This window comes from Streptomyces sp. 2323.1 (assembly GCF_900221035.1).
Taxonomy (GTDB): domain Bacteria; phylum Actinomycetota; class Actinomycetes; order Streptomycetales; family Streptomycetaceae; genus Streptomyces; species Streptomyces sioyaensis.
Genome location: NZ_LT907981.1, coordinates 3,824,357 through 3,836,432, shown reverse-complemented (window position 1 = coordinate 3,836,432; position 12,076 = coordinate 3,824,357). Strand labels below are relative to the sequence as shown.

The 12,076-nt window shown below is 69.5% G+C and carries 9 protein-coding genes; 4 read left to right on the top strand and 5 right to left on the bottom strand.

Annotation, left to right across the window (positions count from 1 at the left end):
* Position 1 precedes the first annotated feature (1 nt).
* Positions 2-259: a DUF397 domain-containing protein gene (locus CPH93_RS16205; RefSeq protein ID WP_096213268.1), complete on the bottom strand. Its 258-nt coding sequence runs from the start codon at positions 257-259 to the stop codon at positions 2-4.
* Positions 256-1,101, bottom strand: a complete 846-nt coding sequence (locus CPH93_RS16200) for a helix-turn-helix domain-containing protein (RefSeq protein ID WP_096213267.1) — start codon at positions 1,099-1,101, stop codon at positions 256-258. Before CPH93_RS16200 ends, CPH93_RS16205 begins: the two co-directional genes overlap by 4 nt.
* A gap of 112 nt (positions 1,102-1,213) precedes the next feature.
* Between CPH93_RS16200 and CPH93_RS16195 the strand changes: the two genes are divergently transcribed.
* Both CPH93_RS16195 and CPH93_RS16190 read left to right on the top strand, forming a co-directional pair.
* Entirely contained in the window at positions 1,214-1,627 is a 414-nt protein-coding gene (locus CPH93_RS16195; RefSeq protein ID WP_096213266.1) for an ATP-binding protein, read from the top strand.
* 90 nt (positions 1,628-1,717) lie between these two features.
* Positions 1,718-2,305, top strand: coding sequence for a Uma2 family endonuclease (locus CPH93_RS16190; RefSeq protein ID WP_096213265.1), 588 nt, complete (start codon positions 1,718-1,720; stop codon positions 2,303-2,305).
* A gap of 113 nt (positions 2,306-2,418) precedes the next feature.
* Here CPH93_RS16190 and CPH93_RS16185 read toward each other — a convergent pair whose 3' ends face one another.
* Both CPH93_RS16185 and CPH93_RS16180 read right to left on the bottom strand, forming a co-directional pair.
* Entirely contained in the window at positions 2,419-3,219 is an 801-nt protein-coding gene (locus CPH93_RS16185) for a response regulator (protein ID WP_096213264.1), read from the bottom strand.
* Positions 3,216-7,697 carry a HAMP domain-containing protein gene (locus CPH93_RS16180; protein ID WP_096213263.1) on the bottom strand — a complete coding sequence of 1,494 codons (4,482 nt, stop codon included), beginning with the start codon at positions 7,695-7,697 and terminating at the stop codon, positions 3,216-3,218. Before CPH93_RS16180 ends, CPH93_RS16185 begins: the two co-directional genes overlap by 4 nt.
* A gap of 149 nt (positions 7,698-7,846) precedes the next feature.
* Between CPH93_RS16180 and CPH93_RS16175 the strand changes: the two genes are divergently transcribed.
* Positions 7,847-9,691 (top strand): SpoIIE family protein phosphatase, encoded by a 1,845-nt coding sequence (locus tag CPH93_RS16175; RefSeq protein WP_096215464.1) that lies wholly within the window; start codon positions 7,847-7,849, stop codon positions 9,689-9,691.
* A 171-nt stretch (positions 9,692-9,862) separates the two neighbouring features.
* On the opposite strand, the gene CPH93_RS16170 is transcribed toward CPH93_RS16175, so the two are convergent.
* Positions 9,863-10,102, bottom strand: coding sequence for a hypothetical protein (locus CPH93_RS16170; protein WP_096213262.1), 240 nt, complete (start codon positions 10,100-10,102; stop codon positions 9,863-9,865).
* Positions 10,103-10,426: 324 nt separating this feature from the next.
* Here CPH93_RS16170 and CPH93_RS16165 point away from each other — a divergent pair, with 324 nt between their 5' ends.
* On the top strand, positions 10,427-12,076 hold the full coding sequence (locus CPH93_RS16165) for a long-chain fatty acid--CoA ligase (RefSeq protein ID WP_096213261.1): 1,650 nt from the start codon (positions 10,427-10,429) through the stop codon (positions 12,074-12,076).

Sequence of the window (12,076 nt, the reverse complement as noted above, 5' to 3'; positions counted from 1 at the left end):
GTCAGCCGGCGTCTGTGGCGTACGTGAGGAAGTCGGCCCAGGTGGTGGGGTGGACGCGCAGCTGCGGGCCGTGGGGGGTCTTGGAGTCGCGGATGTGGATGGTGTCCGGGGTGGTGGCGACTTCGATGCATTCGTTGCCGTTGCCCTGGTCGCTGTAGCTGCTCTTCTGCCAGGCGACTTCTACGCAGTCGTTGTTGTCGCTGCCGCTGTAGCTGCTCTTGATCCACATCGGCGTGGTATCGGAAGGCTTCCGCGTCATGTCTCTCCCCGCAGCTTCTCGATGAAGGCCAGCGACTCTCGTGGGGTGAGAGCCTGGGACCGGATGATCCCATACCGCAGTTCAAGGACCCGAAGTTGCTTCGGATCGGAAATCGGACCGGCAAAGGACCGATCCTCGGCACGGCCCACAACGGAACCATCACCGAACTTCAGGACCTCGATCTCGCCGCTCATTCCGGCGTGGTCCTCGCGATCCGTCGGCATCACCTGGATCTCGACGTTACGCAACTGTCCGATCTCCAACAGATGTTCGAGCTGTCGGCGTAAGACCATTGTGCCTCCCAGGGGGCGGCGAAGTGTCACCTCTTCCTGGACAAACATGAGCGCTGGAGCAGGAGCTCGATCGAAGATTGCCTGTCGGGTCATGCGAGCGCCCACGAGTCGCTCCACCTCGTCCTGCGAGTACGCGGGCCGTCGCATCTCGAACAGCGCCGTCGTGTACTCCTTCGTCTGCAATAACCCATGCAGGTTGTGGTTGCTGTATCCGCCGAGTTCGACCGCCTCCGCCTCCAGCTTGGCCAGGTCCCGGGCCTTCTTCGGGTACCTGGCCTGCTCAAGGTCCTCCTTCATTGCGGCGATCTTGCCGGCCGCGCCCAGCACCTCATCCGCCTTGTCGAGGAATTCAGGGCGGGGGATACGCACACCCCGCTCGATCTTGTAGACCAAGTTCTCCCCGTACCCCATGAGCGCTGCGAACTCCGCAGGCCGCATGCCCGCGGCCTTCCGCCAGAGTTTCAATTGGCGGCCGACCGCTTCGACGACCGCTTGTGTCTCGTCTTCCGGGCCTTCCCAGCCCGCCTCGTCCGCTCCGTCAACGTTCATCCGCTCCCACCTCCTGGACAGCGGGGACACTCCCGGACACCGCCAGGACAGTCACCGTGCGTACCGGCCGAATCACTTTTCAGCGTAAACACACGCGACCACGCTGAGTGACGTGAATCAGGAAATCGCCGCGTACAAGCTCCAGTTCAAGGTCCAGCTGTCCGCCACCCGCCGGGGTGCCCGCCTCGCGCGGCTGCTCGCCACGGAGGAACTACGGTCATGGGGGCTGCCGTTCGACGCTCCGGCTCAGGTCATTGCCGAGCTGGCCACGAACGCCGCTACGCACGGGTGCGTACCGGGCCGGGACTTCCGCCTCGTCGTCCTGTCTGACGCGGACACGCTCCGTATCGAGGTGACGGATGCGCGGGGTGACCGGCTCCCGGCTCTGCAAGCCTCGGACGTACGGGAATCGGGCCACGGCCTGGTCCTCGTGGACGCGCTCGCCGACCGCTGGGGGGTCTGCCGGGGGCCGTTCCCCCGCAAGACGGTCTGGGCGGAATTCGACCTTCCGATGTGGGGTCGATGAAGCGGCCACCCAAACCCGCAGGCTACCCGCGCTCGCCGCGCACGCGAGGAAGCCGAGCAGGCCTGCCGACAGAGAGAGGCGCGAGCGGTCATGACCATGGACCCGGACGACGCGCGACGGGACGCCGTCCTGTACCAGACCATGCGGGAGTTCGTTCAGTCGATGGACGACACCCTTCCAGGCAAGTTTGAGATCACGAAGGAGGGGATTGTTCACGACATGAGGGCGCCTGTCGGGCCTCACGAACTGACCACGCTGCGCATTCGGAAGCGCCTCGAAAAGGCGATGCCGGAAGAGCTGGTGGCTCACATGGGAACCCCCGACGTGGAGGGCCCTTCCGAGGGCATCATGCGGCACCCTGACGTGATGGTGATCGCCGAGGCGGACATGGAAGTCGAGGGATCCTTCGATCCGCGTACGCTCATCGCCGCGATCGAAGTCGTTTCCCGCTCCAACCCGGACAACGACTGGGTGAGCAAGATGCGCGACTATCCCCTCCTGGGCATTCCCGTATACGTGATCTTCGACCCGCGTACGGGCACCGGCGCGGTGCTCTCCGACATCCACCCGACCCCGAGCGGCCCTCGCTACGCCACCCGAAAGGAATTCGTGTACGGCGAGGATGTGACGATCGGCGAGTGGGCGATCACGACACAGGACCTGCCGCTTTACGCGTAGTCGTGCATGCCGTGTCCCGGTCGCGGCAGTTTCTCTCTCGACTGCTTTCGACGGGACAGCGACTGGGTTGCACGAGAACGGCCATGTGAGGTGGGGCGGTCCACCCGTGGGGTCTATGTCCCCCGGCTCACCATCAGTCTCCCCACCGCCTGTTCCAGGTCCGCGATGCGGTCGGCGAGGCGGGACTTGTCGGGGCCCTCGGCGTCGCGCAGGAGGAGTTCCACTTCGGCGAGCTGGCCGGCGACCTCTGCGAGGCGGGAGGCGTCGCCGGCGGCCGGCTGCGGGGGCTCGGCGGGTTCCGGGGCTCCGGGGGTCGGTGGGAGGTCGGGGTGCGGGGCCGTCGTCCCGGATGCCGGTGGCTCCGGGGATTCCTCCGCTGCCGGTGTCGAGGCCGCAACCGTGGGGGCGGCCGCGCCCGTAGAGGCCGCTGCCGGGCCCGGCGCGCCCTCGCCGCCGGGGGCCTCCTCCGAGGTCAGCAGGCGCTTCAACTGCTCCGCCTGTGCGGCGAGTTGGCGGTTCTTGCGAAAGAGGTCGAGGAAGACGTTCACCTTCGTGCGTAGCAACCAGGGGTCGAACGGCTTGATCAGGAAATCGGCGGCGCCGACCGTGTAGCCGCGGTAGGCGTAGTTGGGGTCGACGGAGGCGCCGGTGAGGAGGATGACCGGGACGTCTTTCGTCTGGTCCAGGCCCTTGATGTTGGCGGCGGTCTCGAAGCCGTTCATGCCCGGCATCAGCACATCGATGAGGACGACCGCGAATTCCTCGCGGAGCATGGCCTTGAGGGCCTCCTCGCCGGAGCGTGCGCGCACCACCTTCGGGGTGAGCGAGCCCAGTACGGCTTCCAGCGCGACGAGGTTCTCCTCCATGTCGTCGACGATGAGGATGCTGGGTGAGGTGTCCGGTGCGGTCGTCATGACTGCTCCCCCGTCGTTCCCTGGTCGTCCTGGTCCGTGTCCCGGCCTGTGCCTTGGTCCGTGCCCTCGTCGGCGGTCGTCTCGTCGGCGTCAGCGCTCTCTCCGATCTCGGACGCCTCGCCGCTACCGGAGATCTCACCCGCATCGGCGGCCCCGCCCCCCTCCAGGCGCTCAGGCGCATCCAGGCACCCGTCCTCCGGATCCAGCAGGCGGCAGATCACCGACAGCAGCCGGTCCACGTCCACCGGCTTGGGGATGTAGTCATTGGCTCCGCTCTCGATGGCCTTTTCGCGGTCGCCGGGCATGGCCTTGGCGGTGAGCGCGATGACCGGGAGGTCCGCGAATCGAGGTGCCTGCCGGATCGCCTTGATCATCTCGTAACCGTCCATTTCGGGCATCATGATGTCCATCAGCACCAGCGAGACCTCCGGTGTCCGGTTGAGGACTTCCAGGCCCTCGCGGCCGTTCTCGGCGTACTTCACGGTGATGCCGACCCGGCCCAATACGTGCGTGAGCGCGAAGACATTGCGGATGTCGTCGTCGACGACGAGGATGCGGCGGTCGGCCAGTACCTCGCCGGGGCGGCCGCTGAGCCAGTCCTTGAGGCGGGTGGTCTCGGGCCAGGTGACGGCGTCGCCGTCGGCGGAGGAGGGGGCCGCCACCGGTGCCGTCGGCTCATGGGTTTCCTGGCTGCGGAAGAGGTCCCCGCGCGGCGCGCTCTCCAGGGCCTCGGGCGCGGACGTGCGCTGTTCGCCCACGGTGGGTCGGGGAGCCGTGGCCTGGCCGGACGGTGCGGGGCCCTCCGCGGTGAGGGGCCCGGCGGTGGAGCCCGTGGCGGCGGAGGGGCCGGTGTAGCGCGCGGGCACGAACAGGGTGAAGGTCGAACCGACGCCCGGCTCGCTCTCGGCGATGATCCGGCCGCCCAGCAGTGCGGCCATGTCACGGCTGATGGAGAGGCCGAGACCGGTGCCGCCGTATTTGCGGTTGGTGGTGCCGTCGGACTGCTGGAACGCCTCGAAGATGCCGTCGAGTTTCTCCTGTGAGATGCCGATGCCGGTGTCCTTGACGGAGAGCGCGATGACGTCGTCGGCGGTGCGCAGGGATTCCTCTTCGAAGTCCGTGCCCGATACCCGCTGCACGATGAGTTCCACACCGCCGGAGGAGGTGAACTTCACGGCGTTGGACAGCAGGTTGCGGAGGATCTGCTGGAGGCGCTGTTCGTCGGAGAAGAGTTCCTTGGGGACGTTCTCGCCGACCTTGACGTCGAAGGTGAGGCCGCGGTCGAGGGTGAGCGGCTTGAAGGTGGCCCGGACGTAGTCGAGGAGTTTGATCAGCGGCAGGTTCTTGGGGTGGACGTCCATCCGGCCGGCCTCGATCTTCGACAGATCGAGGATGTCGTTGATGAGCTGGAGCAGGTCGGCGCCCGCGCGGTGGATGGTGACGGCGAACTCCACTTCCTGTGCGGAGAGCCGGCCCTCGGGGTTGTCGGCGAGGAGCCGGGAGAGCACCAGCAGGGAGTTCAGCGGGGTGCGCAGCTCGTGCGACATGTTCGCCAGGAATTCCGACTTGTACTGCGAGGAGGTGGCCAGCAGTGCCGCCTTCTCCTCCAACTCGGCGTTCGTCAGCTGGAGTTCGTCCGAGCGCTGGCGGAGCTCGGCGGTCAGGCGCTGGGATTCCGAGAGCAGGGACTCCGTACGGGCGTTGGCGATGATGGTGTTGATCGAGACGCCGATGGTGTTCACGAACTGGTCGATGAAGGCGAGGTGGACCTCGCTGAACCGGCTGAACGAGGCCAGCTCGATGACGCCGAGCACCTGGTCCTCGAAGAGGATCGGGAGGATGACGATGCTGGCGGGGGCCGAGGCCCCGAGTCCGGAGCTGATGGTGATGTAGTCGGGCGGGACGGCCTCGACGACGATGCGCTTCTTCTCCATGGCGGACTGGGTGATCAGGCCCCAGCCGGGGGTGCCCAGCCGCAGCCGAGGCAGGGAACGGCGGCCCTCAGGCTGGCCGGTGCCGTACCCGGCGATCAGCTCCAGTCCCTCGCCGGGCTCGGCGCCCGCCTCGGCCAGGAAGAACGCGCCGAACTGCGCGTTCACCAGCGGGGTCAGCTCGCGCAGGATCAGATCGGCGACCTCGACCAGGTCGCGGTGGCCCTGCATCAGACTGGCGATACGGGCCAGGTTGGACTCCAGCCAGTCCTTGGCGCGGGTGGTCTCACGGAGGTTGGCGACCATCAGGTTGATGTTGTTCTTCAGGGCGGCGACCTCGCCCTGGGCGTCCACGGTGATCGAGCCGGACATGTCGCCCTGGGTGACGGCGCTGGCCACCTCGGCGATCGCGCGGACCTGCGTGGTCAGGTTCAGCGCCAGCTCGTTGACGCTGGTGGTCAGCCGCTTCCAGGTGCCGTAGACGCCCTCGACCCGGGCCTGGCCGCCCAGTTGGCCCTCACTGCCGACCTCGCGGGCCACCCGGGTCACCTCGGACGAGAACGACGACAGGGTGTCGACCATCGTGTTGATCGTCGTCTTGAGTTCGAGGATCTCGCCGCGGGCATCGACGTCGATCTTCTTCGACAGGTCGCCCTTGGCGACGGCGGTGGCGACCTGGGCGATGTTGCGGACCTGGGACGTCAGGTTGTCGGCCATGGAGTTGACGTTGTCGGTGAGGTTCTTCCAGACGCCGGAGACGCCGTGCACCTGGGCGCGGCCGCCGAGCCGGCCCTCGGTACCGACCTCGCGGGCCACCCGGGTCACCTCGTCCGCGAACGCCCGCAGCTGCTGGACCATCGTGTTGACGGTGTCCTTCAGCTCCAGGATCTCGCCGCGGGCATCGACATCGATCTTCTTCGACAGGTCGCCGTTGGCCACCGAAGTGGTCACCTGGGCGATGTTGCGGACCTGGGAGGTCAGGTTGAGCGCCATGAAGTTGACGTTGTCGGTGAGGTCCTTCCAGACCCCGGAGACGCCCCTGACCTGCGCCTGACCGCCGAGGTTTCCCTCGGTGCCGACCTCGCGGGCCACGCGGGTGACCTCGTCGGCGAAGGCGGAGAGCTGGTCGACCATCGTGTTGATCGTCGTCTTCAGTTCGAGGATCTCGCCCTTGGCCTCGACGGTGATCGTCTTGCCGAGGTCGCCCTCCGCGACGGCGGTGGCGACCTGGGCGATGTTGCGGACCTGCGAAGTCAGGTTGTCGGCCATGAAGTTGACGCTCTCGGTGAGGTCGCGCCAGACCCCGGATACGCCCCTGACCTGCGCGCGGCCGCCCAGCCGGCCCTCGGTGCCGACCTCGCGGGCCACCCGGGTGACCTCGTCGGCGAAGGCGGAGAGCTGGTCGACCATCGTGTTGATCGTCGACTTCAGTTCGAGGATCTCGCCCCGGGCATCCACGGTGATCTTCTGGCTCAGGTCGCCGTTGGCCACCGCGGTCGTCACCTGGGCGATGTTGCGGACCTGCCAGGTCAGGTTGGACGCCATGAAGTTGACGTTGTCGGTGAGGTCCTTCCAGACCCCGGAGACGCCCCTGACCTGCGCGCGGCCACCGAGCTGACCCTCGGTGCCGACCTCGCGGGCCACCCGGGTCACCTCGTCCGCGAACGCCCGCAGCTGGTCCACCATCTTGTTGACGGTCAGCTTCAGCTCCAGCAGCTCGCCGGTGGCCTCCACCGTCACCTGCTGGGTCAGGTCGCCGGTGGCCACCGCCGTCGTGACCACGGCGATGTCGCGCACCTGCGCCGTCAGCCGCGACGCCATGGTGTTGACCGCCTCGGTCACATGGAGCCAGTCGCCGGAGAGCCCCTGGACCTTGGCCCGGCCGCCCAGCCGGCCCTCGGTGCCGACCTCGCGGGCGACCCGGGTGACCTCGCCGGTGAACAGCGACAGCTGGTCGACCATGCGGTTCACCCCGCTGCCCAGCCGGCGCAGATCGCCGCGGAGCTGGCGGTTGCCGTCGTGCAGATCGACGCGCTGGGTCAGATCGCCGTCGGCCACCGCATCCAGCACCCGGGTGGCCTTGGCGAGCGGGACCACCAGCGCCTCCAGCACGGTGTTGGCCGCCTCGATGTTCGTCGTCCAGGTCCCCTGGCCGGGGCTCGCGGAGATCCGCTCGTCCAGCCGGCCCTGCCGGATGACCTCGCCCCGTACGCGCTGGAGCTCGGTCGCCAGATGCTCGTTGCGGGCGATGATCTGGTTGAGGACGCCGGCCATGTCGGCCAGCACGGCGTCCGAGGAGCCGCCGTCCGGCGTGGTCTGCACACGTGTGGTGAAGTCCCCGTCACGCAGTGCGTTCAGCGCCGCGAGCAGCGGCCGCAGCTCGCTGGTGCGCACCCATTGCCCGTCGGACGGGGGCCGGTCAGGGGGCGGTGCGGGCCCGGGCGCCTCCGCGGGCCGTGCGCTCTCGGCGGCCTCGGTGGACTGTCGGGAGGCAGGGGGATCCGGGGGTTGCGGAGCAGACTCGCGCCGGGTCGGGTCGAGCGCCATGACACACCATCCCCCCAAAGATCGATATGGAGAAGGTCCGGTCGGGCAGAGTGATCCATTTGGGCAGGTATGACATAGTATAAAGCGCCCGTAGATGTATTTTCCCGGCACATCCAGGGGGTGCAGTGACCGCGCTGTCCTCCCCGCCCATGACGGAATCCGTCTCCCGGAAAGGCTTGCCCGCGAACCAGCTTGCCGCGGCCGGTGCGCGCAAGTTCGTGCGGGCGCTGCTCTCCGAACGGGCGGCCGCACCACCCGCCACGGCCGGGCCCGGAGCGGCGGCGATCAGCCAGGAGCTGATCCATGACGCCGTCCTGCTCACCAGTGAACTGGTCACCAACGCCGTGATGTACGCCGGCACCGATATCGATGTGACCTGCCGCCTGGAGTACGGCAAACCCGGCGAGGAGGCCGAGGGCAAGCGACGGGGCCGGGCCAAGGTGGGCGTCGTCATGGAGGTCTCCGACCGCCACCCCTCCCGGGGGGTACGCGGCGGGGTGGACTCCCGCAGTGGAGAGCCGGGGTACGGGCTCCAGCTGGTGGCCGCGCTGGCGGAGTCCTGGGGCGTGACCTACCACAAGGCGGTGAAGACCGTCTGGTTCCGTCTGGAGGCCACCGAGGGCGAGCCCGGCACCGCCGGGAGCCCGTCCCCGCAGCTCGACAGCCGCAGCGCCGAGCCTCCCGCACCGCTGGCTCCTCCCGTGCGCGAGCGCGCCCGCCGGCCCGGATTCGCCGCCGAATGGGCCGACCGCGGTGGCCCGTCCTTCCTCGCCGAGACCAGCGAGCTGCTGGCCGGGCAGCTCGACCAGGACATGGTCACCGCGCTCGCCGCCCAGCTGCTGGTGCCCCGGCTCGCCGACTGGTGTGCGATCTGGCTGACCACCGAGAGCGGCCGGATGCAGCTGTCCCGGGTCTGGCACGTCGACGAGCGGCGGATCAACCCGCTCCGCGACGACCTGGAGCGGGACCCGCCGACCGAGATCGTCCGCACCGCCGGCATCCCCTGGCCCTGGCCGGAGAGCGCCGGCGCGTCCTCCACGGGCGGGTCGGCGCTGGCCTTTCCCCTCGTCGCCCGGGACACCGACCAGGGCGTGCTGCTGCTCGGCCGGGCCGGGCACCTCCAGATGACCGACACCGTGGTGCGGATGGTCGAGGACGTGGCACGCCGGGTCGCCCAGGCCGTGCTCACCGCCCGCCAGTACACCCGGCAGACCACGATCAGCCTGGCGCTCCAGCGCCGGCAGCTGCCCGCGTCGCTCGCCAGCATCGTCGGCGTCGACACGGCGATCGTCTACGAGCCGCACGGGGAGGGCCAGACCGTCGGCGGTGACTTCTACGACGTCTTCCCGATGGGCGACCGCCGCTGGTGCTTCCTACTCGGCGACGTCCAGGGCAAGGACCCGGAGGCGATGTCCGTCACCGGCCTGGCCCGCCACCTCGTGCGGCTGCTGGCCCGTGAGGGACACGGCGTCGAGTCGGTGCTCGGCCGGCTGAACCTGGCCATGGCGGAGGAGAGCGCCGAGGCGGTGGAGCAGGGCGGCGAGCAGGCCGCCTCGCGCTTTCTGAGCCTGCTGTACGGCGAGCTGGAGGTCGACCCGGGTGTGCCGGGGGCCCGCTGCACGGTCGCCACGGCCGGCCACCCGCCCCCGCTGCACATGTTCCTCGACGGCACCGTCGAGCCGGCCTCCGAGCCGCAGATGCTGCTGGGCATCGACGAGGGCACCGAATTCCAGGCCAGCTCCTTCACCCTCGCACCGGGCGAGACGCTGCTGTGCGTCACCGACGGGGTCACCGAACGCCGCAGCGGCAACTGGCAGTTGGACGACAACGACGGTCTGATGGAAGTGCTGCGGGACGGTATGGGGCTGGGCGCCAAGGCCCTCGCCGAGCACGTACGGCGCGCCGCGCACGACTTCGGCACCGGCCCGGTCGAGGACGATCTGTCGGTGCTGGTCCTTCAGGCGGTGACCCCGGAGGCAGACCGGCGCTCGTGAGGCAGACCGGCGCTCGTGAGGCCGGCCGGTGCGGGCGCGCGGCCGACCGGACCGCGCGGCGGCCGGGGCCGCGGTCGCACCGCCTGCCGTCGGCCTTACCGCCTCCCGTCGGCCTTACCGCCTCCCGTCGGCCTTACCGCCTCCCGTCGGCCTTACCGCCTCCCGTCGGCCTTACCGCCTCCCGTCGGCCTTGAGGAGCACCGGCTTCCCGCCACCGGCGATCACCCCGCCGCCCATCCCGCCGACGGGGTCGAACTGCCCGGCGAACAACGGGCGGCCGACCGAGGGGCCGTCGCCGCCCTGGCGCAGGGCCGGTGCGGCCTGCGGGGCCGCCTGAGCGGTGCCGCAGGCGAGCACACCGATACCGCCCAGGGCGGCAAGGACGAGGCAACGGCCGAGGTGGGGGCGCATAGGACGCTCCTGTCAGAGGTGAGAAACGAGTGACCGGGATTCCGGTGATCGTCAGCGTGCTGCGCGGCACGGAGACGGCACAAGCAACGTGCCGACAGGGCCATCCCTGTGGGTGAACCGGGCGGCCCGGCGTCCCGGCCGGTTGACCCGGACCGGCGCGTGGCCCGTGCCCCCGCACGGGAGGGCGGGCCGGGGAGGGGCTCGTCCGTCGCCGCATCCGGTCATGAGCGGGCAAGAACACACCCCGGAGGGCGTGACATACCAAGCGGTATGCGCCGACAATCGCAGCACCACTAACCGCCCGTAACAAAGCGGAGGCACCCGGTGCTGAGCACGATGCAGGACGTACCGCTCACCGTCTCGCGAATCCTGGCCCACGGGGCGACGGTTCACGGTGAGTCGCAGGTCATCACCTGGACCGAGGGGGACCCGCACCGGCGCACCTTCGCCGAGATCGGCCGCCGGGCCGCGCAGCTGGCCCATGCGCTGCGCGAGGAGCTGTCCGTGGCCGACGAGGAACGGGTCGGCACCCTCATGTGGAACAACGCGGAGCACATGGAGGCCTACCTCGCGATCCCCTCCATGGGGGCGGTGCTGCACACGCTCAACCTGCGGCTGCCCGCCGAGCAGTTGGTATGGATCGTCAACCATGCCGAGGACCGCGTCGTCCTCGTCAACGGCAGCCTGCTGCCGCTGCTCGCCGCGCTGCTCCCGAAGCTGTCGAACGTGGCGCACGTCGTGGTCGCCGGCCCCGGTGACCGCTCCGTATTGGACGGAGCCACGGCGCAGGTGCACGACTACGAGGAGCTGCTCGCCGGACGGCCGGAGAGCTACGCCTGGCCGGAGATCGACGAGCGGGAGGCCGCGGCGCTCTGCTACACCTCCGGAACCACCGGCGACCCCAAGGGCGTGCTCTACAGCCACCGTTCGCTCTATCTGCACTCCCTGCAGGTCAACACCGCCGAGGCGTTCGCCCTCACCGCGCGCGACATCACCCTCCCGGTCGTGCCGATGTTCCACGTCAACGCCTGGGGCCTGCCGCACGCCGCGTTCATGGCCGGCGCGTCCCTGCTGATGCCCGACCGCTTCCTGCAGCCCACGCCGCTGGCCGAGATGATCGAGACCGTACGGCCCACCATCGGCGCCGCCGTGCCCACCATCTGGCAGGGCCTGCTCGCCGAACTCGACGCCACCCAGCGGGATGTGGCCTGCCTGCGGACGGTCGTCATCGGCGGCTCGGCCTGCCCGCCCGCCCTGATGCGCGGCTTCGAGGAGCGCCACGGCATCCGGGTCGTGCACGCCTGGGGGATGACCGAGACCTCGCCGCTGGGCTGCGTCTCCCACCCGCCGGCCGGGGTCAGCGGCGACGAGGAGTGGGCCTACCGCGCCACCCAGGGCCGCTTCCCCGCCTCCGTGGAGGCCCGGCTGATCGGTCCGGACGGCGAGTGGCTCCCCGCGGACGGCCGGGCCGCCGGCGAACTGGAGGTCCGCGGGCCCTGGATCGCCGGTGCCTACTACGGCGGCGCCAAGGGCGAACCGCTGCGCCCGGAGGACAAGTTCAGCCCCGACGGCTGGCTGCGCACCGGCGACGTCGGCACGATCACCCCGAACGGCTATCTGACGCTGACCGACCGGGCCAAGGACGTCATCAAGTCCGGCGGCGAATGGATCTCCTCGGTCGAGCTGGAGAACCACCTGATGGCACACCCGCATGTCGTGGAGGCCGCGGTGGTGGCCGTACCGGACGACAAGTGGGGCGAGCGGCCGCTGGCGACGGTGGTGTTCAACGAGGGCGTGACCATCGGCTACGAGGAGCTGAAGGCGTTCCTCGGCGAGCGGGTCGCGCGCTGGCAGCTGCCGGAGCGCTGGGCGGTGATCCCGGCGGTGCCCAAGACGAGCGTGGGCAAGTTCGACAAGAAGGTGCTGCGCAAGCAGTACGCGGACGGGCAGCTGGAGGTCACCCTGCTGGCGTGA